25 protein-coding genes and 1 tRNA gene are annotated in these 23,666 nt (G+C 75.0%); 13 read left to right on the top strand and 13 right to left on the bottom strand.

From position 1 onward, the window contains the following. Positions 1 to 75: 75 nt before the first annotated feature. Both ACI789_RS13015 and ACI789_RS13010 read left to right on the top strand, forming a co-directional pair. A complete protein-coding gene (locus ACI789_RS13015) occupies positions 76 to 1,077 on the top strand; it encodes a HAMP domain-containing sensor histidine kinase (RefSeq protein WP_457009597.1) in 1,002 nt (333 codons plus the stop codon). Further along, positions 1,074 to 1,733: a response regulator gene (locus ACI789_RS13010; RefSeq protein WP_457009595.1), complete on the top strand. Its 660-nt coding sequence runs from the start codon at positions 1,074 to 1,076 to the stop codon at positions 1,731 to 1,733. The genes ACI789_RS13015 and ACI789_RS13010 overlap by 4 nt, the downstream gene beginning before the upstream one ends. A 42-nt stretch (positions 1,734 to 1,775) precedes the next feature. Here ACI789_RS13010 and ACI789_RS13005 read toward each other — a convergent pair whose 3' ends face one another. The 5 genes from ACI789_RS13005 to ACI789_RS12985 form a co-directional block, all read right to left on the bottom strand. Beyond that, positions 1,776 to 2,726, bottom strand: coding sequence for a GGDEF domain-containing protein (locus ACI789_RS13005; RefSeq protein WP_457009593.1), 951 nt, complete (start codon positions 2,724 to 2,726; stop codon positions 1,776 to 1,778). Between the two features lie 610 nt (positions 2,727 to 3,336). Continuing rightward, positions 3,337 to 3,409: transfer RNA gene (locus tag ACI789_RS13000), tRNA-Ala, on the bottom strand. Between the two features lie 84 nt (positions 3,410 to 3,493). After that, positions 3,494 to 3,907: a VOC family protein gene (locus ACI789_RS12995; RefSeq protein WP_457009591.1), complete on the bottom strand. Its 414-nt coding sequence runs from the start codon at positions 3,905 to 3,907 to the stop codon at positions 3,494 to 3,496. A 20-nt stretch (positions 3,908 to 3,927) separates the two neighbouring features. Further along, a complete protein-coding gene (locus ACI789_RS12990) occupies positions 3,928 to 4,362 on the bottom strand; it encodes a helix-turn-helix domain-containing protein (protein ID WP_457009589.1) in 435 nt (144 codons plus the stop codon). Beyond that, a complete protein-coding gene (locus tag ACI789_RS12985) occupies positions 4,359 to 5,126 on the bottom strand; it encodes a M23 family metallopeptidase (RefSeq protein WP_457009587.1) in 768 nt (255 codons plus the stop codon). Before ACI789_RS12985 ends, ACI789_RS12990 begins: the two co-directional genes overlap by 4 nt. A 406-nt stretch (positions 5,127 to 5,532) precedes the next feature. Between ACI789_RS12985 and ACI789_RS12980 the strand changes: the two genes are divergently transcribed. Genes ACI789_RS12980 through ACI789_RS12965 form a run of 4 tightly spaced genes read left to right on the top strand, consistent with a single transcriptional unit; the run spans position 5,533 to position 9,851 of the window. Next, positions 5,533 to 7,116: a mannitol dehydrogenase family protein gene (locus tag ACI789_RS12980; RefSeq protein WP_457009585.1), complete on the top strand. Its 1,584-nt coding sequence runs from the start codon at positions 5,533 to 5,535 to the stop codon at positions 7,114 to 7,116. A gap of 20 nt (positions 7,117 to 7,136) precedes the next feature. Then, entirely contained in the window at positions 7,137 to 7,922 is a 786-nt protein-coding gene (locus tag ACI789_RS12975) for an HAD family hydrolase (RefSeq protein WP_457009583.1), read from the top strand. Continuing rightward, positions 7,919 to 9,046: a CDP-glycerol glycerophosphotransferase family protein gene (locus ACI789_RS12970; RefSeq protein WP_457009581.1), complete on the top strand. Its 1,128-nt coding sequence runs from the start codon at positions 7,919 to 7,921 to the stop codon at positions 9,044 to 9,046. Before ACI789_RS12975 ends, ACI789_RS12970 begins: the two co-directional genes overlap by 4 nt. Next, complete coding sequence (locus ACI789_RS12965) at positions 9,036 to 9,851, top strand: phosphocholine cytidylyltransferase family protein (protein ID WP_457009579.1); 816 nt, start codon at positions 9,036 to 9,038, stop codon at positions 9,849 to 9,851. Before ACI789_RS12970 ends, ACI789_RS12965 begins: the two co-directional genes overlap by 11 nt. Before the next feature lie 12 nt (positions 9,852 to 9,863). Here the strand turns inward: ACI789_RS12965 and ACI789_RS12960 are convergent, their stop codons facing one another. From ACI789_RS12960 to ACI789_RS12940, 5 genes are read right to left on the bottom strand one after another with little or no spacing between them, the layout of a single operon-like run. Then, positions 9,864 to 10,940, bottom strand: a complete 1,077-nt coding sequence (locus tag ACI789_RS12960) for a hypothetical protein (RefSeq protein WP_457009577.1) — start codon at positions 10,938 to 10,940, stop codon at positions 9,864 to 9,866. Further along, positions 10,937 to 11,593, bottom strand: coding sequence for an SCO family protein (locus ACI789_RS12955; RefSeq protein WP_457009575.1), 657 nt, complete (start codon positions 11,591 to 11,593; stop codon positions 10,937 to 10,939). The genes ACI789_RS12960 and ACI789_RS12955 overlap by 4 nt, the downstream gene beginning before the upstream one ends. Beyond that, positions 11,590 to 12,366 carry a YcnI family protein gene (locus tag ACI789_RS12950; RefSeq protein ID WP_457009573.1) on the bottom strand — a complete coding sequence of 259 codons (777 nt, stop codon included), beginning with the start codon at positions 12,364 to 12,366 and terminating at the stop codon, positions 11,590 to 11,592. The genes ACI789_RS12955 and ACI789_RS12950 overlap by 4 nt, the downstream gene beginning before the upstream one ends. A gap of 32 nt (positions 12,367 to 12,398) precedes the next feature. Beyond that, the gene (locus ACI789_RS12945) at positions 12,399 to 14,192 is read right to left on the bottom strand and encodes a FixH family protein (RefSeq protein WP_457009571.1); all 1,794 of its coding nucleotides are present in this window, start codon (positions 14,190 to 14,192) and stop codon (positions 12,399 to 12,401) included. Beyond that, the gene (locus ACI789_RS12940; protein WP_457009569.1) at positions 14,189 to 14,833 is read right to left on the bottom strand and encodes a zf-HC2 domain-containing protein; all 645 of its coding nucleotides are present in this window, start codon (positions 14,831 to 14,833) and stop codon (positions 14,189 to 14,191) included. Before ACI789_RS12940 ends, ACI789_RS12945 begins: the two co-directional genes overlap by 4 nt. Before the next feature lie 86 nt (positions 14,834 to 14,919). Here ACI789_RS12940 and ACI789_RS12935 point away from each other — a divergent pair, with 86 nt between their 5' ends. The 5 genes from ACI789_RS12935 to ACI789_RS12915 all read left to right on the top strand — a co-directional run bounded on the left by ACI789_RS12935 (position 14,920) and on the right by ACI789_RS12915 (position 19,671). Then, on the top strand, positions 14,920 to 15,468 hold the full coding sequence (locus ACI789_RS12935) for a sigma-70 family RNA polymerase sigma factor (RefSeq protein WP_456918865.1): 549 nt from the start codon (positions 14,920 to 14,922) through the stop codon (positions 15,466 to 15,468). Positions 15,469 to 15,573: 105 nt separating this feature from the next. Then, positions 15,574 to 16,191 carry a DUF47 domain-containing protein gene (locus ACI789_RS12930; RefSeq protein ID WP_456918864.1) on the top strand — a complete coding sequence of 206 codons (618 nt, stop codon included), beginning with the start codon at positions 15,574 to 15,576 and terminating at the stop codon, positions 16,189 to 16,191. Between the two features lie 6 nt (positions 16,192 to 16,197). Further along, positions 16,198 to 17,199, top strand: coding sequence for an anion permease (locus ACI789_RS12925; protein ID WP_457009567.1), 1,002 nt, complete (start codon positions 16,198 to 16,200; stop codon positions 17,197 to 17,199). A gap of 319 nt (positions 17,200 to 17,518) precedes the next feature. Next, positions 17,519 to 18,514 (top strand): sulfite exporter TauE/SafE family protein, encoded by a 996-nt coding sequence (locus tag ACI789_RS12920; RefSeq protein WP_457009565.1) that lies wholly within the window; start codon positions 17,519 to 17,521, stop codon positions 18,512 to 18,514. A gap of 209 nt (positions 18,515 to 18,723) precedes the next feature. Further along, complete coding sequence (locus ACI789_RS12915; protein ID WP_457009563.1) at positions 18,724 to 19,671, top strand: sulfite exporter TauE/SafE family protein; 948 nt, start codon at positions 18,724 to 18,726, stop codon at positions 19,669 to 19,671. Positions 19,672 to 19,675: 4 nt separating this feature from the next. On the opposite strand, the gene ACI789_RS12910 is transcribed toward ACI789_RS12915, so the two are convergent. Beyond that, a complete protein-coding gene (locus ACI789_RS12910) occupies positions 19,676 to 20,266 on the bottom strand; it encodes a helix-turn-helix domain-containing protein (protein WP_457009561.1) in 591 nt (196 codons plus the stop codon). Positions 20,267 to 20,355: 89 nt separating this feature from the next. Here ACI789_RS12910 and ACI789_RS12905 point away from each other — a divergent pair, with 89 nt between their 5' ends. Both ACI789_RS12905 and ACI789_RS12900 read left to right on the top strand, forming a co-directional pair. Next, positions 20,356 to 21,369: an NAD(P)/FAD-dependent oxidoreductase gene (locus ACI789_RS12905; protein ID WP_457009559.1), complete on the top strand. Its 1,014-nt coding sequence runs from the start codon at positions 20,356 to 20,358 to the stop codon at positions 21,367 to 21,369. Between the two features lie 8 nt (positions 21,370 to 21,377). Continuing rightward, on the top strand, positions 21,378 to 21,998 hold the full coding sequence (locus ACI789_RS12900; protein ID WP_457009825.1) for an SAM-dependent methyltransferase: 621 nt from the start codon (positions 21,378 to 21,380) through the stop codon (positions 21,996 to 21,998). A gap of 2 nt (positions 21,999 to 22,000) precedes the next feature. Here the strand turns inward: ACI789_RS12900 and ACI789_RS12895 are convergent, their stop codons facing one another. Then, positions 22,001 to 22,978, bottom strand: coding sequence for an NAD-dependent epimerase/dehydratase family protein (locus ACI789_RS12895; protein ID WP_457009557.1), 978 nt, complete (start codon positions 22,976 to 22,978; stop codon positions 22,001 to 22,003). Between the two features lie 61 nt (positions 22,979 to 23,039). Continuing rightward, the gene (locus ACI789_RS12890; RefSeq protein WP_457009555.1) at positions 23,040 to 23,531 is read right to left on the bottom strand and encodes a DUF5994 family protein; all 492 of its coding nucleotides are present in this window, start codon (positions 23,529 to 23,531) and stop codon (positions 23,040 to 23,042) included. Positions 23,532 to 23,666: the final 135 nt, after the last annotated feature.

The following is a 23,666-nucleotide window of genomic DNA, read 5'->3' as shown; positions in this document are numbered from 1 at the left end:
GGGTCCTTGGCCGACGGGGCCTGAGTGTCCGACGCTCGACGCGGCGGGTCCGGACGACGGCGGTGGGAGCGGCGGATGGCACAGGGGGCACCGCTCGGGGCCGATCGCGGGCTGCCGCTGTTCTGGCGGGTCTGCCTGGTCAACGGCGCCGTGTTCGCCGTCGGCACGGCCGTGCTGGCGGCGTCCCCGGCCACTGTCTCGGCGCCGGTGCTGGCCCGCGAGGCGGTGGTGCTCGCCGTCGGGTTGACGGTGATCCTGGCGGCCAACGGCGTGCTGATCCGCACGATGCTGGGGCCGCTGGACCGGCTCCGGCGGCTGATGGAGGGCGTGGACCTGCTCCGCCCGGGACAGCGGCTGCCCGAGGAGGGCAGCGGCCCGGTCGCGGAGCTGATCGGGAGCTTCAACGCCATGCTCGACCGGCTCGAGGCCGAGCGCGCCGCCGCGAGCGGGCAGGCCCTGGCCGCCCAGGAGGCCGAGCGCCGGCGGGTCGCCCAGGAGCTGCACGACGAGGTCGGGCAGAGCCTGACCGCCGTCCTCCTGGGCCTGCGGCGGGTGGCCGACCGGGCGCCGGCCGACCTGGCGCAGGAGGTCCTCCTGGCGCAGGAGACCGCGCGGGCGGGCCTGGACGAGGTGCGGCAGGTCGTCCGGCGGCTGCGACCGGGTGTGCTCGACGACCTGGGGCTGGTCAGCGCGCTGACGTCGCTGGTGACCGAGCACGCCGCGCTCACCGGGGCGGACGTGTGCCGGCGGCTCTCCCCCGACCTCCCGCCGCTCGGCCCGGACGCCGAGCTGGTCGTCTACCGGGTCGCGCAGGAGGCGCTGACCAACGTCGCCCGGCACGCCGGAGCCTGCCGGGTGTGCGTGGACCTGGCGCCGACGTTCGCCGGGGACGCCGTGCAGCTGCGGATCGTCGACGACGGCCGCGGGCTCGGCGACGTCCGCGAGGGGGCCGGGATCCGCGGCATGCGCGAGCGGGCGGTGCTCGTCGCCGCCACGCTCACCATCGGTCCCCACCAGGAGGGCGGGACCGAGCTGCGGCTGCTCGTGCCGGTGCCCGGACCGGAGGACCGCCGGTGACCGACGCCGCGCCCACCCGGATCCTGCTGGCCGACGACCACGCGCTGGTCCGCCGCGGCGTCCGGCTCATCCTCGACAACGAGCCCGACCTCAGCGTCGTGGCGGAGGCCGGCGACGGCGCGGAGGCGCTCGCCCTCGCCCGCGTGCACGCCGTCGACCTCGCCGTCCTCGACGTCGCCATGCCCCGGCTCACCGGCCTCCAGGCCGCCCGGGAGCTGTCCCGCCGGTCCCCGGGGACGCGGATCCTGCTGCTGTCGATGTACGACAACGACCAGTACTTCTTCGAGGCGCTGCGAGCCGGGGCCTCCGGGTACGTGCTCAAGTCGGTCGCCGACCGGGACCTGGTCGAGGCGTGCCGCGCGGTGGTCCGCGAGGAGCCGTTCATCTACCCGGCCGCCCTGACCGCGCTGATGCGCGAGTACCTGCAGCGGGCCCGGCGCGGGGAACGCCTGCCCGGCAGCATCCTGTCGGCCCCGGAGACGGAGGTCGTCAAGCTCATCGCCGAGGGCCGCTCCTCGCAGGAGATCGCCGCCCTGCTCGTGATCAGCGTCAAGACCGTCGAGCGGCACCGGGCCAACGTCCTGCAGAAGCTGGAGATCCGGGACCGGACCCAGCTCACCCGCTACGCCATCCGCACCGGCCTGATCGAGCCCTGAGCCCTCCGCCGCGGCACCGGAGACGAGTCGGGGGTCCTACCGTCAGGCCCGGAGGAGGGCCCGGCTCGACGGTTCGCCGGCGATCTCCGGTGACCGCTCGAACCGGTCCTGGTCCCGCCCGGCCTCCTTGGCCTGGTAGAGCGCTCGGTCGGCGGCGTCCAGGCTGGCGTCGACACGGCGGTCGGCACGGTGCCGGGCGATGCCGGCGGAGAACGTGACCAGCGGGTGGAGCAGCTCCCACTGCCGGCGGATGCGTGCGGTGACGACGGCCGGTTCGGTGGCGGACGCGCCGCTCAGGATGATCACGAACTCCTCGCCGCCATAGCGCGCCACGAAGTCCTCGGCACGGACGCAGGTCCGCAGCGTCGCACCGAAGTCGCTGAGGATCCGGTCGCCGACGGCGTGTCCCAGTTCGTCGTTGATCGCCTTGAAGTGGTCGAGGTCGAGCATGACCACGGCATCGCCGTCCGGCACGGAGGACAGCCGCTCCCGCAGGCCGGCGCGGTTGCCCACGGTCGTCAGGCTGTCGGTCCGGGCGGCCCGCTCGAGCAGCGCGACGACCCGGTCGTTCCGGCGCGTGAGGGCCGCCAGGACCTCGGCCACCACCAACCACAGCAGCACGCTGATGAGCATCCGCACACCGGTGATGGGCGACCAGCCGTCCAGGGCGACGAGCCAGGTCGGGACGGCCACGGGCAACAGCGCCAGACTCGCGAGCGGGCGCCCGTAGAGCCCTGCCCAGATGAAGCACAGGGTGTGCAGGCCGACGTAGGACGCCCCGAAGCGGCCGTCGATGTACCCGAGAGCGGCACCGCCGGCCATCGCGGAGTAGGGGAAGAACAGCAGGGCCCACGGCGACCAGCGTCGCCACGGGAGCAGCGTGCTCGCCAGGACCAGCGCGAACATGGTCAGCGACAGGGTCAGCAGGGCCAGCCGTTCACCCGGTGAGGGAGTGAGCAGGGGGACGGTGGAGGCCACGACCAGGCCGGCCACCACCAGCAGGGCACGAGCGCGCCCGGCCGGACTCCACGGAGTCGTCCGCCACACGCGACATCGCTCTCTCACGAACGGGTCAACGGCCCGCCTCGCCCGCCGCTTGAGACCGGGCGCGGCCTCCTCCCCCATCGGGGGCACCGGGGTCGACGGCGTACCGGTCGCCAGGCCCGGGGCGTCGACGCCTCGGGGTCGCCGGGCGCGGCAGGTGCCGTCGAGTCCGTCTTCCCCCGCGACCAGCTGCTCACCTGGACCACCGCCTACCGGGTGTCCGGGACGATCGGGACGTCGTTCGCTCCCTGCGCGAAGCCCAGCCCGCCACTCGAGCGGATCGCCGTCCCGACGGTGGTCAGCGTGCTCCCCCACGACACCGTCCACGCCCCACGATCGGTCGCCGAGCGGCTCTTCGAGCTCCAGGTCCGGGAGCAGGGCACGGCCGGTGGCCACTTCGCCGCCTGGGAGCGACCCGAGGAGTTCGTCGGCTTCCTCAGACGGCGCTGGCCCTGGCTGAGAGCCCCGGACCCGACGGCACCGGCCGGGGACGTCGGGGAGATGCCGGAGACGACTCAGGCCGCCCCTCCGGAGGAGGAACGGCCTGAGTCGATCGGGGTGGAGCTGAGGGGACTCGAACCCCTGACCCCCACACTGCCAGTGTGGTGCGCTACCAGCTGCGCCACAGCCCCTTGCCTGGCCCGGTCGCTGTCCCCCGAGCCGTCGACAACTGTACAGGGCTGCGTCGACGCTCCGACGCAGGGGGTCGGGGCGGGTCAGCCCTGCTTCACCTGGGCGATGCGGATGTGGTTGCCGAACGGGTCGCGCAGGCCGAAGTCGATGCCGTAGGGCTGGTCGACCGGCTCCTCGGTGATCTCCACGCCCTTCGCCTTGAGCTCGGCGTGGGTCTTGTGCGCGTCGTCGCAGGCGAAGAAGAGGTGGCCGCCGGCGACGCCCTTGCTGACGGCGTCGCGCACCTGCGCGGCGGTCTCCTCGCTCATCGACGGCGGTCCGGGCCGCTCCAGCAGGACGGCGCGGTCGGGCTGGCCCGGCAGGTTCACGGTGAGCCAGCGCATGGGGCCGAAGTCCATGTCGGCCTGGACCTCGAAGCCGAGCTTGCCGACGTAGAAGTCGAGCGCGGCGTCCTGGTCGGGGACGTAGATCTGGGTGATGGTGATCGCGGTCAGCATGGGGACGACGCTAGGGACGATCACGTGCCCGGCGCTTCTCCGAAACTGCTCGGCCGCAGCCACGCCATCGCGAAGCAGGACGGCACGGCCGGCAACGGCCCCCGCCGCCGGTACACCGACGGCGGCTCGCCGACGACGTCCCGGAACACCCGGCTGAACGTCCCCAGGCTGCTGAACCCGACGTCCATGCAGATGTCGGTCACGCTGCGGTCGGTGGAGCGCAGCAGGAACATCGCCCGCTCCACCCGCCGCCGCTGCAGGTACCGGTTGGGCGTCTCGCCGAACGTGGCGCGGAAGGTCCGGATGAAGTGCGCCTCGGACACGTGCGCGATCCGCGCCAGCGTGGGGACGTCGAGGGGTTCGGCGTAGGCACGGTCCATCGCGTCCCGGGCCCGCAGCAGCCGCCGGTTCGCGTCCTCGGCCGCCACCCCCGCATCCCACCACGCGGCGGTCACACCTCGACGCCGCGCTCCTCCAGCCACGGGAGCGGGTCGATCCGCTTGCCGTCGATGCCGCCCTGGTGCACCTCGAAGTGCAGGTGCGGGCCGGTGGACTGCCCGCGGTTGCCGAGGAGCGCGATGGTCTCCCCCGCCTCCACGAACTGGCCGGGCTCGACGAGGATCTCGTCCATGTGGCCGTACACGGTCACGTCGCCGTTCTCGTGGAGGACGTAGACCGCCAGGCCGAACCCGCTGGCCGCCCCGGCCCGCAGCACGACGCCGTCCATGGCCGCGTACTCCGGGGTGCGCATCGGGGCGGCGAGGTCGATGCCGTAGTGGAAGGTGCCCCAGCGGGCGGCGAACGTGCTGCTCAGGCGGGCACCGGCGACCGGCAGGACCGCCTTGGGCCGGGCCGCCTCGCGCGCGGCCTCCGCGGCCGCGGCCTCGGCAGCCGCCCGCGCCGCGCGGGAGGCGGCCACCTCCTTCAGGCGCGCCTCGGCCTCGGCGACGGAGATCGACGCCTGCGGGAGGAGCTCGAGGTCCTCGTCGGCGGTGACCAGCTCCTGCTGCGCGGCGAGCACCGACGTCGGCTCGGCCGCGGCGTCCGGCACACCGGCGACCCCCGTGACGCCGGCGATCACCCCGCCGGCGACGACCGCGGCGAGCAGCAGCGGGCCCCGGCGGGGTCCGCGGGTGCGCCGTGCCGCCCCGTCGGGGGCCTCGGACCTGCGGGCGACCGACCGGTCGCCGGTGGTCGTGGCGCGACGTCGACCAGCCATGCACCTACCCGTCTCGTGGGGGAAGAACGCCCGTCGCCGGGCCGGAGGGGTTGCCTCGATACAAACACTCCGTGACGCATTCGTGACCCTCTGGTCGGCGCGCCGTCCGGGACACGCCGTGTTCCGTGCCTCACACTCCCCACGCGTCACGCGACCGTGTGATCAGCGTCCGGTTTGGAACCCGCCCGTTCCGGCTAGTCCCGTCTCCCGGCGTGAAACCACCGCGCCTGGACGTCCCCACTCGTCCGCCGCGGTGTCCCTCGCACGAGGCCCGATTCGCCACGATCGGTGCTCTCCGTGTACTGATGATCGACGCCGCACCAGCCGTTGCCCTTCGATGGGACGACGGCACCGGACTGCGCGAAGGGGGCGAACGCACCACCTGGACGAGAGAGGCTGATGCTGCATGACGAGGCCGGAGCGCATGCCGGAGCCACCAGCAGCGGCCCTCTCGGAGGGGGCGACCACCTCGCTGCTGACCGGCGCCCGCCCGGAGATCCGGCCTCTGACGCAGGAGACCCTGCACAGCCACGGCGCCCGGCTCACCGTGCCGACCTACGACCGGACGTCGCTGACGCCGGCCGTGGTGCACCTCAGCGTCGGGGGCTTCTCCCGCGCGCACCAGCTCATCTACTTCGACGAACTGGCCGAACGGCGGATCTCCGACGACTGGGGCGTCGTGGGCGTCGGCCTGCGCCACCGCACCATGCACGAGGCCCTCGCCCCGCAGGACCACCTCTACACCGTCGTCGAGCGCAGCCCCGACGGTGAGCGCGCCCGCGTCGTCGGGGTGATGGTCGACTACCTCTTCGCCCCGGACGCGCCCGCGGCGGTCCTGGACCGGCTCGCCGACCCGCACACCCGCATGGTGACCCTCACCATCACCAGCGCCGGGTACCCGCTCGACCCGAACACCGGCGAGTTCGACCCCGACGAGCCCGACATCCGCCGCGACCGGGCGCGGCCACACGAACCCACCACGGTGTTCGGCTACCTCGTGGAGGCCCTCGACCGCCGCCGCCGGGCCGGGACGCCGCCGTTCACCGTCGTCTCCTGCGACAACCTGCACCGCAACGGCGACGTCACCCGCACGGCCGTGGTGGGCCTGGCCCGACTGCGCGACGAGGTGCTGGCGCGGTGGATCACCGACCGGGTGGCCTTCCCCAGCAGCATGGTCGACCGGATCACCCCGCAGACCGCCGCCGAGGAGCGGGCCGCGGTCGCCGAGCGCTACGGCGTCGACGACCGCTGGCCGGTCATCACCGAGCCGTTCTCGCAGTGGTTCATCGAGGACACCTTCAGCTACGGCCGCCCGCCGCTGGACGAGGTCGGCGTCCGGTTCGTCCCGGACGTCGGCGACTACGAGCTGATGAAGACCCGGCTGCTCAACGCCGGCCACTCGGCACTGGGCTACCTCGGGTCGCTGGCCGGCCACGCCCGCATGGACGAGCTGATGGCCGACCCCGTCTTCGCCGAGTACGTGACCCGGCTCATGGACGACGAGGTCACCCCCCTGCTCCCCCAGCCCGACGGGGTCGACCTCGCCGAGTACAAGCGCACCCTGGTGCAGCGCTTCGCCAACCCGGCCATCGCCGACGGGCTGCCCCGGCTGTGCCGGCGCGGCTCGACGAAGCTGCCGCACCACCTGCTGCCCTCGCTGCACCGGGCGCTGGCCGAGCGGCGGCCGGCGGCGCTGCTCACCCTGGCCGTCGCCGGCTGGTGCCGGTACCTGCGCGGCACCGGCCCCGACGGCCGGCCGCTGCCGATCGAGGACCCGCGCGGCGAGGAGCTCCAGGCCCTGGCGCTGGCCGGCGGCACAGACCCGCGGCCGCTGCTGTCGCTGCGGCCGGTGTTCGGCGACCTCGGTGACCTGCCGGACTTCGTCGCCGACCTGCAGCGCACGCTGGAGCGCCTCGACCGGCTCGGCGTCCGGGTGACCGTCGCCGCCGCCCTGGCCGACACCGGCCCGGCCCTCACCCTGCCCCGATGACCCCCGGGAGGACTCCCCCGATGCCCGCCCTCCCCGAGACGCTCGTCGCCCGTCTCGAGGCCCTGCTCTGCGACGCCGACGGCAACCTGTTCCCCTCCGAGGAACCGGCGTTCGTCGCCTCCGCGGAGGTCACCAACCGCTTCCTCGACTCGCTGGGGGTGGACCTCCGGTTCACCGCCGAGGAGCTGCGCCGGGCCACCACGGGCATGAACTTCCGGACGACGTCGCGCCGGCTGGCGGAGGAGGCCGGCCGCCCCGAGGTCGACGTGGAGCCGTGGGTGGCCGAGGAGAAGCGGGCGGTCACCGCCCACCTCGGGGCGACCCTCACCCCCCACCCGGAGACGACCGACGCGCTCACCGCGCTGTCGGGGCACCTGCGCCTGGCCGCGGTCAGCTCCAGTGCGCTCACCCGGCTGGCCGCCTGCTTCACCGCCACCGGCCTGGACGAGCTCATCCCGCCCGCGGTCCGGTTCAGCGCGGAGGACTCGCTGCCGGCCCCCACGAGCAAGCCCGATCCCGCGGTCTACCTGCACGCCTGCGAGCGGCTGGGCATCGCGCCGGAGGCCGGTCTCGCCGTCGAGGACTCCGTGCCGGGCGCGCTGTCCGCCGTCCGCGCCGGGTGTCCCACCGTCGGCAACCTGCTGTTCGTGCCCGAGGCCGAGCGGGCCGACCGGGCTGGCGCCCTGCGCGACGCCGGCGTCGTGGCGATCGTCGAGTCCTGGCAGCAGCTGGCCGACCTGCTCCTGCCCACCCTCAGCCGCCGGTCGGCGACCGGCGACCTGCTCACCACGGGAGGTGACCGGTGAACATCGTCTACGTGGCCTTCCGGGGCCACTTCTCCGACAGCCCGCGGGCCCTGTACGAGGCCCTGCTGGCCCGGGGCGTCGACGCGCAGCACACCTGGCTGGCGGCGCCGCACACCCGGTCCACGTTCCCCGACGACGTGGCGACCGTGACCTTCGGCAGCCCCGAGTCGATCGCCGCGCTGGAGGGCGCGGACGTGGTCATCTCCAACGACCACATCCCGCTGGACTGGGAGAAGCGGCCGGGCACCACCTACCTGCAGACCTGGCACGGCACGCCGCTCAAGCGGATCCACAACGACGTCCGGTGGGCGCCGGAGGGCCGGCTGGCCTACCTCGAGCACGACATCGCCCGCTGGGACCTGCTGCTGTCGCCCAACGCGGCGAGCACCGAGCGGCTGCGGCGCGCGTTCGGCTACCGCGGGCCGATCCACGAGACCGGCTACCCGCGCAACGACCTGCTCAGCAGCCCGCAGCGGGACGAGGTGCGGGCCGCGGTCCGGGCCGACCTGGGCGTCACCGACGACCAGACCGTCGTCCTCTACACCCCCACCTGGCGCGACGACCTGGTCTTCAACAAGACCGGGCCGCAGGACTTCGAGTTCCCGGTCGACCTCGACGACTTCAGTGCGCGGCTGGGCGCCGACCACGTGCTGCTGCTGCGGCTGCACAACATGGTCATGGACCGGCTGGAGATCGTGGACGGCTCACCGGTCCGCGACGTCTGCAGCCACCCCGACATCCGCGACCTCTACCTGGCCGCCGACGCCATGGTCACCGACTACTCGTCGACCATGTTCGACTTCGCCATCACCGGCAAGCCGATGCTCTTCTACACCTACGACCTGGAGTACTTCCGCGACGAGCTGCGCGGGTTCTACTTCGACCTGGAGGAGGTCGCGCCGGGCCCGCTGCTGTCGACCAGCAAGGAGCTGATCGAGGCGGTCGCCGACCTCGACGCGGTGGCCGCGGCGCACGCCGAGCGCTACGCCCGCTTCCGCGAGACCTTCTGCCACCTCGAGGACGGGCACGCCACCGAGCGCGTCCTCGACCTGCTGTTCTCAACCGGTGCGCAGGCGCCGGGAACCGACACCACGACCCGAGGAGGGGACGACAGTGCTCGCTGACCGCGCCACCACCGCACGCCTGGGCCTGACCCGCACGCTGCCCACGGCCCCGACCCCGGCCGCCGCGCCGGTGCCGGCGCCCGTCCAGGTCGTGATCCTCGCCGCCGGCATGGGCACGCGGCTGGGCCGGCCCTGGCCCAAGCCGCTGACCCCGCTGCACGACGGCCGCAGCATCCTCCAGCGCCAGCTCGACGGGCTGCGCGCGGTCCTGGGCCCGGCGGCGGACGTGACCGTCGTCGTCGGGTTCAAGGCCAAGCGGGTGATGCAGGCGGTGCCGGACGTCCGGTTCGCCTACAACCCCGACTACGCCGTCACCAACACCTCGCAGAGCCTGCTGCGTGCGCTGCGCGCCACCCGCGACGGCGGCGTGCTCTGGCTCAACGGGGACGTCGTCTTCGACCCGGAGGTGCTCGAGGCGGCGCTGCCGGCACTGCGTGCCGACGAGAGCTTCGTGTGCGTCGACACCTCGACCGTCGCCGACGAGGAGGTCAAGTACACGCTCGACGCCGACGGCTGCATCGCCGAGCTGTCCAAGACCGTCGTCGGCGGCCTGGGCGAGGCGGTGGGGATCAACTACGTGTCGTCGGCGGACAAGCCGGTCCTCGTCGAGCACCTGGCCGCCTGTGCCCCGCAGGACTACTTCGAGCGCGGCATCGAGACGGCGATCCTCGGCGAGGGGCTGCGGTTCCGGCCGCTGGACATCTCCCGGTTCTCCGCCGTCGAGGTCGACTTCGAGGCCGACCTCGAGCGGGCCAACGAGATGTTCGCCGCCCGGGGCCGGCTGCACCCCGTCCCCGAGGACTGATCCGGCCGTTCGTCAGCCGACCGGCAGGGGCTCCTCGGCCGGCCGGGAGCCGGGGCGGCCACCGGTCTCCCGGAAGCGGCGGGTCGCGGCGATGCCGCCGACGACACAGCCGGCTCCCAGTGCCACGAGCAGGGCGACGGCGGCCCGGCCCGGCAGGGCCGGGCCGCTGGAGAGCGCGTGGGCGGTCCACAGGACGTCGACGTCGGGCAGCCCCTGCACCAGCAACAGCCAGCCGAGGACGACGGCCAGCAGCCCGGTCATCGCCCCGCGCCCGCGCCGGGAGGCGACGAACCCCAGGACCGCGACCGCGACGGCGGTGAGCGCGGGCAGCAGCGCCGAGACGACGGCCCCCGCGTGCGACGACGTGCTGGCCGCCGGCTCCGGGGTCATCGCGGCGTGCCACAGCGCGGCGGCCCCGCCGACGAGCAGCAGCCCGCCGAGCAGCCGGGGCCCGCGGGCCAGCAGCCCGGCGGCCACGGCCACCAGGGCGACCGCGGCGTAGACCGGCCACACGACCCACGGCGACGGCGGCGGGCTCCAGGTCAGCTCGCCGCGCACCTGCACGGCGGTGCCGGCGTAGGACACGGGGACGACCCACTCGGACACCACGTGGTCACGGGTCGGGTCGGCGGCCACCACCGGCGGCAGCAGCCCCTCGCTCATCCAGTGGGTGCGGTGGTCGTGCCAGACGTACTGCGGCTGCGTGGAGACCTGCACCCACTCCGGCTCGGCGTCGGGGTCGGCGTTCGTCGGCAGCGTCGTCCGGCCGTACCGGTCGAGGTTGATGTAGGTGGCCGGGCTGTTGGCGTTGCGCCAGACGCCGTCCGGGCCGATCCGCAGGTAGGGCTCGTCGGAGTAGCCGGGCACCTCGACGTCGTGGGCGGTCGGGTTGACGACCTCGAACTCGTCGCCGAACGACAGCGCCCGCACCTCGACGCCCGGCATCGCGGGCTCGACGGCCAGCACGCGCGCGTCGAAGTCGCTGCCGGCGGCCCCGCCGCCGACGTGCGCCTGCGCCGGGCCGGCCACCAGCAGGGCGGCCAGCGCCCCGAGGACGACGACCAGCAGACGCCCGGCCGCGCGGCTCACGCCCCCGCCACCAGCTCGAGGTCGCCGGCGATGTCGCGGCTGGTGTTGCCGGTGTCGAAGGCCACGTGCGCCAGGTCGTCGGCGCCGTACAGCAGCAGCAGCGAGGAGTGCAGCCGGCCCTGCTCCTCGGCCAGCGGCACGCCGGTGGCCAGCTGCGCGCGGTCGACCGCGGCCTGGTCGCCGGTCAGCCCGACGAAGCGGTTGGGCAGGTCGCCGTCGAACCGGCCCAGGTACTCGGCGAGCACCTCCGGGGTGTCGAACGCCGGGTCGGTGGTGACGAAGACCACCTGCACCTGCTCGGCCAGCGCCGGGTCGAGGCCGCGCAGCGCGACGGCGACGTCGGCCATCGTCGTCGGGCAGACGTCGGGGCAGTTGGTGTAGCCGAAGAACAGCAGCGTCGGCGTGCCGGCGGTCGCGGCCGCGAAGTCGTAGGCCTGGCCGGCGGTGTCGGTGAGCGTGAACGAGGGCCGCTGGTAGGGATCGGGCAGGTCGAGGCCGGCATAGCGGTCCTCGGGGCCCTCGACCACGGCGACGCCGCCGGAGTGGTCGTGCCCCTCGCCGTCCTCGGCGGCGGCGCCACCGCCGCAGCCGGCCAGCAGGAGCCCGGCGCACAGCGCCAGGACGGCCGGACGGCTGCGGCGGTGCGGGGTCACGAGGACACGGTACGACGGCCGGCCCGCCACCCCAGGGCGACGCCGCCGAGGCCCAGGAGCAGGGCGACGATCGACAGCAGCAGCGCGACCGTGCCGGTGCTCGAGCCGCCGTCGCCCGCCGCCTCGGTCGAGGCCGCGGCTTCGGTGGCCGTGTCACCGGACGCCGGCTCGGCCGCACCGGCACTGGCCGGCTCCTCGCCGCTCGAGCCCGTCGAGCCGCCGGCCAGCGCCAGCACCGGCGCGGGACGCTCCGGCTCCGGCTGGCCCTCGACGGTCGGCTCGATCCACGCCGCCTCGGTGCCGTCGCTGTAGGTCTGCACCGTCGGGAAGGCGACCTGGTCGACGTCCGGGATCGGTCCACCCGACAGCGAGAACTCGGCGAACTCCCCCGGCCGGATCCCGCCGCCCTCCGCGGCCCGGAACTCCACGACCGAGACGTAGCTCGTGACCTGCTCACCGTGGCTCTCCAGCGGCGTCTGCAGGTCCGAGGTGGTCATCGTCACCGTCCAGCCGGGCTCGGCCTCGTAGCGCAGCGAGGCCATCGCCGCCTCCTCCGGGATGGAGATGCGCAGCGCCACGGTGCTGGCGGTGTCGCTCTCGTTGGGCACCCGGAAGGTGAGCTTGCCGAAGCCGCCGGGTGCGGCGTCGGCCGACGAGACGCTCACGTGCGCCGAGGCGACGCCGGCCGTCGCGACGGCGGCGGCCAGGGCGGTGAGCAGGGCGAGGACGACGACACCCAGCCGGGCGAGCGGTCTGGGCAGCGGTGCGGACATGGTTCTCCTGTCGGAACGGGGTCGTGCGGGGGTCAGCGCACCGCGAGCGTGGTGCTGGCGGTGCTGGCGGTGAACTCGTCGAGGCGGACGGTGACCGCGAGGGTCCAGGTGCCGGCGCCCGGGATGGCCATCCCGTCGCCGACGTAGTGGCCGGGCCCGGCCGGCTCCAGGGCGACGTCGATCGGGCCGATCTCCTGCTCCGGCTCGGTGAGGGTCACCCGGATGTCGGCCGGCTGGGCGAGCTGCCCGGACTGGTCGAAGAGGTAGACGTGCAGCGTGTTGGGTCCGCTGGTGGCCGGGTCGACGGAGACCTGGACGCTGCCGTCGGTACCCGCGGCGGTCTGCAGCGGCAGGGTCACGTCGACCGGCTGGGCGACCTCGGCGCGCGCCGGCGGGGTGCCGACGAGCACCGCCGACAGCGCCAGGACGACGACGGCGATGCCCAGCTCCACCAGCACCGAGCGGCGCAGCACGGGGCGCTCGACGGCGGCGGCCTGCGCCTGGACCTCGGCCCGTGCCCCCGCGGCCGAGGCGACCGCCGGGTGCGGTTCGGGGTCGGCGGTCGCGGAGAACGCGTGCGCGGTCACCCGGCGGCGCCCGGCCGGCCGCGGGCGGGAGATCCCGAGGTGCTGCTGCACCCACACCCGGGAGATGCCGGCCGCGGCGAGCAGCAGGAGCACCAGGGCCAGCTTGGCCACCAGCACCCAGCCGTAGGTCGTCGTCACCAGGGCGGCGGGCGAGCCGACCTCCCGCACCGACTGCACGACGCCGGTGACGACGAGCGCGGTCACCGACCCGGCGGCCAGCCGGGAGAACGGCGGCAGCGCGCGGGCCAGGTCGGCCGCGGGGGCGTCCTCGCGCAGGACCCCGGCGAGCAGGGCGACCAGACCACCCAGCCACACGGCCATGGCGGCCGTGTGCACGGTCGCCGCCGCCACGGCCAGCACCGGCCAGGGGCCCGCGACCGGGTGCCCGACCGCGGCGGTGGCGAGCACCAGCCCGGCCGCCGCGAGGCCGGCGACGACGAGGACGCTGCGCTCGGGTGCCTGCCCGCTGCCCCACGACGGCCACAGCGCGAGCAGCAGCGCCACAGCCAGCACGGCCCGGACCAGCAGCGTGATGCCGTTCGCCGACGCCGCTGTGGCGCCCAGCAGCGCCGAGTCGGCCACCGAGCCCAGCCCGCTGCCCGCGGCGTAGGGCCCCTGCAGCAGGAAGGTGAGGACGGCGCCCGCGGCGACCGCGGCCAGCCCGCCGGTCACCAGCCGGCGCAGCCGCGGCGACGCCCAGCCGGCGGGCCAGCCGGTCAGCAGCAGCACCGGCACCCCGATCCCGAGCGCCAGGCCGGCGTAGCCCAGCCAGCGGGCGACCGGCAGGAGGGCGGCGACGACCGGGTCGCTGTCGGCCTCGCTCGCCGAGCTCCCCGCCGGCACCAGCTCCCCGTCGCCGACGACGAAGGAGTACGCCCCCGAGATCGGGTGCGAGTCGGCCGACACCACGCGGTAGGTCACCAGGTAGCCGTCGTCGGGCAGGCCGCTCCGCAGCGGCACGGTGAGCGTCGCGTCCTCCACCCCGGCGGTGCCCGTGTCGGCCCGCTCGCCGTCGGACGTCAGCACCCGGGCGTAGCCGGCGCCCAGCGAGACGCCCTCGCTGAACCGCAGGGTCACCTGCGAGGGCATCGCGGCGAGCCGGGCCCCCTCCCCCGGATCGGTGGAGACGAGCTCCGCGTGGGCGGCCGCGGGCGGCGCCGTCACGACCCCCGCACCCAACCAGGCCCCCAGCAGGCCGAGCAGCAGGAGCAGCGCCGCGGCCGGTGGGCGGCGCGTCACGCCGGCACCCGCTCGCGGGCGACCGCGGGGACCGCCCTGCGCCGGCGCCCCCGCCAGGCGACGGTCGCCACCAGGGCGACGCCGACGAGCAGGACGAGGTGGGCCAGGGCGCGGTCGGCGTGCACGTGGCCGGCCCGCAGGTCGGCGACGGTGAGGACGGCGAGCAGCACGGCCGCCGTGCCGAGGAAGGGCAGCGCACCGGCGGCCAGGCGCGGAGCGGCGGCGACGGCGAGGAAGGCGGCCGCGATGCCGAGGTTCCAGGCACCCGACTCGTGGGCCATGTGCACCGGTGCGCTCATCGCGGCCGCCCCGGAGGCGAGCGCCGGCCAGGCGAACCCGGCCTGGGCCACCCCCACCGCCAGCAGGGCCAGCCGCAGCGCCGTGGCGGCCAGCCGGGCACGGGCGGCCGCTGCGGCCCCCGGCAGCTCCCGGGGCAGCGCGGCCAGGACCGCGGCGGTGAGATCCGGCACAGCCGGGGCCGGGGCCAGGCGGGCCCGCCGGGTGACCAGCTCGGCGCGACGGGCCCAGGCCGCGCAGGCGGCGCACGACGCGAGGTGGGCGTCGAGCTCGCCGGCCGGCAGACCGGGGTGCTCACCGTCGAGTCGCGCCGACAGCGCCTCGCGGTAGGGGGTGCACTGCATGATGGGGTAGTCGTCGTCCGGGGCCGGTTGGTTCCCCCCGATTTCGGGAGCAGTCCGGCCGGCGGCTTCCCGGGAGGATGGACGGCGTGGACGAACTGGAGCGGCTGGCTTCCGCCGCCGTCGACGGCGACCCCCTCGCCGCGGCGGCGCTGGTGCGGGCCACCCAGTCCGACGTCTGGCGGTTGTGCGCGGCCCTCGGCGACCGGCAGTCGGCCGACGACCTGACCCAGGAGACCTACCTGCGCGCCTTCGGTGCCCTGCACCGGTTCGAGGGCCGGTCCTCGCTGCGCACCTGGCTGCTGGCGATCGCCCGCCGGGTCTGCGCCGACGCGGTGCGCTCCCGGCGGCGCCGGCGGCTCACCCTCGTCCGGGAGGACGCCGACCTGGAGGGGCTCGAGCGCACCGACGGCGCCGACCACGTGGGCGAGGGCGCCGTCGTCACCGACCTGCTGGCCCGGCTGGCACCCGACCGGCGCGAGGCGTTCGTGCTGACCCAGCTCCTGGGCCTGCCCTACGCCGAGGCCGCGGAGGTGGCCGGCTGCCCGGTCGGCACGATCCGGTCGCGGGTCGCCCGGGCACGGGCCGACCTGGTCGACGCCCTCTCCGGAGGGGAAGCCGACGCCGCGCGGGCGTGACACCTGCGTGAACCCGCGGTGAACGGGCACCTATGCTGCCCGACGGCCGTGTGACCGCCAGGCCGGCGGGTGACGGTCCCCCTAGCCGATCGGGAGCCCCACGTCGTGCCCTTCAGCCTGACCCCCAAGGACTCGAGCTTCTACCCGCTGTTCACCGCCTCCGCGGAGAACCTGGTGACGGCCACCGCCGTCCTCAGCGAGTTCATCCACGACCACGCCCGCCGCGGCGAGCTGGCCGACAAGCTGCGCGAGCTCGAGCACGTTGGCGACCAGTCCACCCACGCGATCTTCCGGCAGCTGAACTCGAGCTTCGTCACGCCGTTCGACCGTGAGGACATCTACAACCTGGCCAGCGACCTCGACGACGTCATGGACTTCGTCGAAGCCGCCGCCGACCTCGTGATCCTCACCGGCCTGGGCACCCTGCCGGCCGAGATGACCCAGCAGGCCGCCCTGCTGCAGCGGGCCGCCCAGACGACCGCCGAGGCGATGCCCCGGCTGCGGACGCTGAAGGACCTCTCCGACTACTGGATCGAGGTCAACCGCATCGAGAACGAGGCCGACAAGCTGTACCGGCGGCTGCTGTCGCGCCTCTACAGCGGCGAGTTCGACGCACTGGAGATCCTCAAGCTCAAGGAGGTGGCCGACCAGCTCGAGGAGGCCGCGGACGCCTTCGAGCACGTGGCGAACGTGGTCGAGACGATCACCGTCAAGGAGTCCTGACCCCGTATGGACGCCGCCTTCGTCGCGCTGGTCGTCATCGTCCTGGTGGCCCTGGCCTTCGACTACACCAACGGCTTCCACGACGCGGCCAACGCCATCGCCGTGGCGGTGTCGACCAAGGCGCTCACCCCGCGGGTCGCCCTGGCGCTGGCCGCGGTGATGAACCTGGTCGGCGCGCTGTTGTCCACGGAGGTGGCCAAGACCGTCGGCGAGGGCATCATCGACGCCCCCGAGGGCACCGAGGGGCTCGAGATCGTCTTCGCCGCGCTGATCGGCGCCATCATCTGGAACCTGATCACCTGGTGGTTCGGGCTGCCCTCGTCGTCGTCGCACGCGCTGATCGGCGGGCTGGTCGGCGCCGCGCTCGCTGCCGCGCACACCGTCCAGTGGATGGGCGTGCTCGACAAGGTCGTCGTCCCGATGGTCGTGTCGCCCATGGTGGGCTTCGGCCTGGGCTACCTGTTCATGCTGCTGCTCCTGTGGTCCTTCCGGGGGGCCCACGTCGCCCGGGCCAACCGCGGCTTCAAGTACGCGCAGATCCTCAGCTCGGCGACGATGGCCCTCGGCCACGGCCTGCAGGACGCGCAGAAGACCATGGGGGTCATCACCCTGGCGCTGTTCACCGCCGGGGAGATCGAGGACTTCACCGTGCCGCTGTGGGTGGTCCTGGCCGCTGCGCTCGCGATCAGCGCCGGCACGTACGCCGGGGGGTTCCGCATCATGCGGACGATGGGACGCCGGATCATCCAGCTCACCCCGGCCGGCGGCTTCGCGTCCCAGACGGTGGCCTCCGGCGTCATGGTCACCACCGCGACGGTCTTCGCCGTCCCCGTCTCGACGACGCACATCACGACGACGTCGATCATGGGCGTCGGCGCCACCCGACGGCTCTCGGCGGTCCGCTGGGGCGTGGCCGGCAACATCGTCGTCGCCTGGGTGGTCACGCTCCCGGCCGCGGCCGCGGTCGCGGCGTTGGCCTACTTCCTCACCGACCTCGTCGTCGGCTGACACACCCGGGGAGCTCCCTCCCCACGGGCCCGGCAGGCGCGTCCTGCCGGGCCCGTCGCGTCCCCGCCGGGAGGACGGTGTCCCGCTGGCTGGGACCGGCCTTGGCGTCAATCCCGATCGATCTGGTAGACATATCGCCGTGGCGGCGACGACGGTGCTCCTGGTGAGCCGGATCCACGTCGACCTGCTGCGCGTCTGCACCGCCCGCTGTCCGGGCTGCTGACCCCTCGCGCTGCTGCGCACCGCTCCCCCGTTCGTCCCGCGCTGTGCCGCGCGCTGCCGCGCGCCCGCGACCTCCTCCCCGGATCCGGAGTAACCCGTGAAGACCCTCGTCCTGCTCGCCCTGGTCGGTCTGGGCGCGCAGCTGGTGGACGGCAGCCTGGGCATGGCCTACGGCGTCACCTCGACCACCCTGCTGCTGGCCATCGGCACCAACCCGGCCACCGCCTCGGCCACCATCCACCTCGCCGAGATCGGCACCACCCTGGCCTCGGGCCTGTCGCACTGGAAGTTCGGCAACGTCGACTGGCGCGTGGTGGCCAAGGTCGGCGTCCCCGGCGCCGTGGGGGCCTTCCTCGGCGCCACCGTGCTGGCCAGCCTCTCCACCGAGGTCGCCGCCCCGGTCATGTCGCTGATCCTGCTCGCCCTCGGCGTCTACCTGCTGATCCGCTTCACCCTGCGCGGCGTGGACCGCCGGCACCTGGGCAAGCCGGTCCGCAAGCGCTTCCTGGGCCCGCTGGGCCTGGTCGCCGGCTTCGTCGACGCCACCGGCGGCGGCGGCTGGGGCCCGGTCGGCACCCCCGCCCTGCTGGCCAGCGGCCGGATGGAACCCCGCAAGGTGATCGGCTCCATCGACACCTCCGAGTTCCTCGTCGCGCTGGCCGCCAGCCTCGGCTTCCTGCTCGCCCTGGGCTCCCAGGGCATCGACTTCGGCTGGGTGCTGGCCCTGCTCCTCGGCGGGCTGATCGCCGCCCCGATCGCCGCCTGGCTGGTCCGCCACGTCCCGCCGCGCATGCTCGGCTCCCTGGTCGGCGGGATCATCGTCATCACCAACACCCGCACCCTGCTGCGCAGCGACTGGATCGACGCCTCCGACCCGGTCCGCTACACCGTCTACGCCGCCCTCTACGCCCTCTGGGCCGCCGCGGTCGTCCACTCCTTCCGCGAGTACCGCAAGGACCGCGCCCTGGAGTCCGCCGACGCCCTCGCCGCCGAAGCCGCCCGGCTGGAGGAGGCCGAGACGGCCGACGCCGCTGACGCGGCCGACCTGCGGCGCAACCTGACCGCCGGCCGGCCCAGCGCTCCGCAGGACTGAGCACGGACCCCGTCCCGGGGCCACGCCGAACACGGAGAGGCCCCGCCCGGCACACCGCCGGGCGGGGCTTCTCGTCGTCCACCCCCAGGTTGCGGCGTCGGCGTCCCCCCGGTTGAGGCGTTCCGCCCGCCTGCGCCGCTCCGTACACATGCTGGTGTGGCAGTGGTGACGGCGTCCCCGGAGGGACGCGACGCGCGCGAGGGGTCCCGGTGAGGACCCTCGTCCTGCTCGCCCTGGTCGGTCTGGGTGCGCAGCTGGTGGACGGCAGCCTGGGCATGGCCTACGGCGTCACCTCGACCACCCTGCTGCTGGCCATCGGCACCAACCCGGCCACCGCCTCGGCCACCATCCACCTCGCCGAGATCGGCACCACCCTGGCCTCGGGCCTGTCGCACTGGAAGTTCGGCAACGTCGACTGGCGCGTGGTGGCCAAGGTCGGCGTCCCCGGCGCCGTGGGGGCCTTCCTCGGCGCCACCGTGCTGGCCAGCCTCTCCACCGAGGTCGCCGCCCCGGTCATGTCGCTGATCCTGCTCGCCCTCGGCGTCTACCTGCTGATCCGCTTCACCCTGCGCGGCGTGGACCGCCGGCACCTGGGCAAGCCGGTCCGCAAGCGCTTCCTGGGCCCGCTGGGCCTGGTCGCCGGCTTCGTCGACGCCACCGGCGGCGGCGGCTGGGGCCCGGTCGGCACCCCCGCCCTGCTGGCCAGCGGCCGGATGGAACCCCGCAAGGTGATCGGCTCCATCGACACCTCCGAGTTCCTCGTCGCGCTGGCCGCCAGCCTCGGCTTCCTGCTCGCCCTGGGCTCCCAGGGCATCGACTTCGGCTGGGTGCTGGCCCTGCTCCTCGGCGGGCTGATCGCCGCCCCGATCGCCGCCTGGCTGGTCCGCCACGTCCCGCCGCGCATGCTCGGCTCCCTGGTCGGCGGGATCATCGTCATCACCAACACCCGCACCCTGCTGCGCAGCGACTGGATCGACGCCTCCGACCCGGTCCGCTACACCGTCTACGCCGCCCTCTACGCCCTCTGGGCCGCCGCGGTCGTCCACTCCTTCCGCGAGTACCGCAAGGACCGCGCCCTGGAGTCCGCCGACGCCCTCGCCGCCGAAGCCGCCCGGCTGGAGGAGGCCGAGACGGCCGACGCCGTCCCCACCCGCTGACGACTCAGCGGGAGCGGGGACGGGCCCGCACGTGCATCCGCTCCCCCTGCGGACCGAAGAGCAGGAGCACCTCCACCGGCTCGTTCCCGGCGGCGCCGAACCAGTGCGGCACGTGGGTGTCGAACTCGGCCACCTCGCCGGGCACGAGCACCAGGTCGTGCTCGCCGAGCAGCAGCCGCAGCCGTCCGGAGAGCACGTACATCCACTCGTAGCCCTCGTGGCTCTTCTGCTCCGGCTCGCCGCGGGCCGCATCCGGCGAGATGACCGCCCGGTAGGCCTGCAGCCCGCCCGGCCGCCGGGTCAGTGGCCACATCGTCATCCCGTTGCGCAGGACCGGCCGCGCGCGCACCCGCGGATCCTCCGTCGGCGCCTGCACCAGCTCGTCGAGCGGGACGTCGTGCGCCCGGGCCAGCGGGAGCAGCAGCTCCAGGCTGGGCCGGCGCTGCCCGGACTCCAGGCGGGACAGGGTGCTCACCGAGATGCCGGTGGTCGCCGACAGCTCGGCCAGCGTCGCGCCGCGCTGCTGGCGCAGCGAACGCAGCCGGGGACCGACCGCGTCGAGGACGTCGGTGAGCGGAGGAGCGTCGTCGACCATGGCCCATTTTGCGGTTCCGGCAAAGGTGTTTGTCAAGACGCCGTCCCCAGGTGCACCGTCGTCGGCACCGGACGACGAGGAGGACGACGATGCAGCGGTACGACGTGGTGGTGGTCGGCGGCGGGGCGGCCGGCCTGAGCGGAGCGCTGGCCCTGGGCCGGGCCCGCCGGTCGGTGCTGGTGATCGACGACGGGGCCCCGCGCAACGCCCCGGCCACGGAGATGCACAACTACCTGGGGCGGGACGGCACCCCGCCGGGCGACCTCCTCGCCGCCGGGCGGTCCGAGGTGACCGGCTACGGCGGCGAGCTGCGGGCCGGGACGGCCGTCGCCGCGACCGCGGAGGACGGCGGGTTCGCCGTCGAGCTGGCCGAGGGCGGCACCGTGCACGCCCGGCGGCTGCTGGTGACCACCGGCCTGGTCGACGAGCTCCCCCCGGTGCCCGGGCTGCGCGAGCGCTGGGGTCACGATGTCCTGCACTGCCCCTACTGCCACGGCTGGGAGGTGCGCGACCACGCGATCGGCGTGCTGGCCACCAGTTCCTTCGGGGTGCACCAGGCGCTGCTGTGGCGGCAGTGGAGCGACGACGTCACCCTCTTCCTGCACACCGGCCCCGAGCCGGCCGAGGAGGAGTGGGACCAGCTGGCCGCGCGCGGCATCGCCGTGGTGACCGGTGAGGTGGCCGCCGTGGAGTCCGCCGGCGACCGGCTCACCGGGGTCCGGCTGGTGTCCGGCCGGCTGGTCCACCGGGACGCCCTGGTGGTGGCCCCGCGGTTCACCGCCCGCTCCGCCCTGCTGGCCTCGCTCGGCCTGGTCGCCGAGGACCTCCGGATGGGCGGTCACGTGTTCGGCAGCGCCGTCCCGACCGGCGCCGACGGCGCGACCACGGTGTCCGGCGTGTACCTGGCCGGCAACGTCACCGACCTGCGGGCCCAGGTGGTCAGCGCGGCGGCCCAGGGGCTGACGGCGGCCGCGCGGATCAACGCCGACCTGGTCGAGGAGGACACCGCCCGGGCCGTCGCCGCCCGCCGGGCACCCTTCTCCCCCGCCGCCGAGCGGGAGCTGGGCGACGCGGTGCTGGGCGACCGGCGGCACGGGGTCTGAGCGTGACGATGCACGAGCACGGACCCCAGCCGGCCGGCCTCGACTCCGCGTCCTGGGAGGAGCGCTACCGCGCGGCGCCCTCGCTGTGGAGCGGCCGGGCCAACGACGTCCTGGTGGCCGAGGCCGCCGACCTGACGCCGGGGCGCGCACTGGACGTCGGCTGCGGGGAGGGCGGCGACGTCCTGTGGCTGGCCGGCCGCGGCTGGCAGGTGACCGGCCTGGACTGGTCGGAGGTGGCGCTGGCGCGCGCCGCGGAGCACGCGGCCGCGGCGGGGCTCACCGCGCGGGTCGAGTGGGTCCGCGGGGACGTGGCGACCCACCGGCCGCCGCAGGTCTTCCACCTGGTCACCGCGCACTTCCTGCACCCGGACGAGGCGCTCCGCCGCGAGCTGGTGCCGCGGCTGGCGGCGGCGGTGGTCCCCGGCGGCACCCTGCTGTGGGTCGGCCATGCCTTCGACGAGGAGCGCGCCGCCGTCTGGGGCGCGGACCGCTTCGCCGCCGCCGGCGAGGTGGCGGCCGACCTGGACCCGCGGGCCTGGGAGGTGCTGGTGGCCGAGAGGCGGCCGCGGCCGGGTGGCGGGCACGGCGACCACCACGCCGACGAGGTGCTGCGGGCCCGCCGCCGCTGACCTCAGCGACCGGCGAGCAGCGCGGCCTCCAGGTCGGCGGGCAGGCCGGGCACGGGCAGCCCGTGCGGCGGGGGCGGCAGCTCGTCGACGGTGCGCAGCCACGCCCAGGTGTCGGCGACGGTCTCCTCCAGCGGCCGGCTGGGCAGTCCCAGCTCCCGGGCCCGGCTGGTGTCGACGTCCCAGGCGGTGCGGGCCATCTCGGCGGGCAGCCACAGCGGCAGGTGCAGCCACGGCTCGACGCCCGCGGCGAGCAGGTCCACCTCGGGGACCACCACCCACTCCGCGTCGCTGCCGGTCACCCGCCGGCACAGGTCGAGCAGCCCGCCCAGCGTGGTCATCCCCGCCGGGCCGGTGGCGTTCACCGCACCGGACTCGCCACGCGCGGCCACGTCCACCAGCCAGCCGGCGAGGTCCCGGACGTCGACCGCGGCGATCGGCTGGTCCAGCGCGTCGGGGACGACGACCCGACCGCCGCGCGCGATCCGCTGCAGCCACCAGCCCAGCCGGTGCACGCGGTCGTCCGGGCCGACGATCAGGCCGGCGCGGGCGGTGAGGAAGCGGCCGGGGAGCGCGGCGCCGAGCACCCGCTCGGCCTCGGCCTTGATCGGCCCGTACTCGTCCTCGTCGCTCTCCCAGACCGGCTCGTCCTCGCCGCGGATCGGCCCGGGTGGCCAGTCCCGGTAGGCGTTGAGGCTGCTGACGAAGGCGTATCCCCGGACGCCGGTCAGCACCTCGGCGGCGTTGCGGGCCGCGGCGCGGGTCTGGCACGAGGTGTCGACGACGAGGTCGGGCGCCCAGCCGTCGAGGGCGGCCGGCAGCGCGGCCGGGTCGTCGCGGTCGCCGTGCAGCGCGCGGACCCCGTCCGGAGGGGGGCCGGAGACGCCGCGGGTGAAGGTGGCCACCTCGCACCCGCGGTCGAGGGCCGCCGTCGCCACGTGCCGGCCGAGGAAGTGGGTGCCGCCGAGGACGAGCAGTCGCATGCCGACAGCCCAGCCGAGCCGCTCCCCCGCCGTCCAGCCGGTTCGCGGCCGGCGAACGAGCTCAGACCGTGACCGGCAGCCGGGGGACCTGCGGGAGCGGCAGCGACCGCGCGGCGGCCAGCACCATCTGCGGCGAGCGCGGCAGGCCCCGCCGGGTGCACAGGCGCAACGCCCGCGCCCCGGTGATGACGTCGGTCTCCGGGGGGACGACGAGGAGGTCCGCCCGGCGGGTACCGCCGTCCCAGCTGAGGCAGACCACGCCCGGGTCCATGCTGCGGAAGCCCCCGGTGCGCACCACCCGGCCCCCGACGGCGACCTTGCGGGGACACGCGGTCCAGGCGTCGAGCGGGTAGGTGAAGCGCTCGATGCGCAGGCCGCGCCTGTCGAGGGCGGCGACCAGCTCGGGCACCTCCACGGCCAGGTCGCGGCTGCGCGGGAACCAGGCGCCGTCGAAGGGGTGCTCCCCCGACCCCGCGTCGCTGCGCAGGCTCACCCGGACGTCGATCCCGCCCCGGTGCCCCTCGGCTGCCAGCGTCTGCAGGGTCGTCCTCATCAGCGTCGCGCCGCCTTCCCACGTCGGATGTCGCCCCAGGTACACGGGCCCGAGGAGAACCTACGGAGCGGGCCCGGCGGGTCCCGGGGAACGCGTCGTCGGCGGGTTCCGGCCACCCGGCCCGTCATCACAGCT

Source organism: Geodermatophilus sp. SYSU D00965, from assembly GCF_054050075.1.
This window is presented reverse-complemented; position numbering and strand designations above follow the sequence as displayed.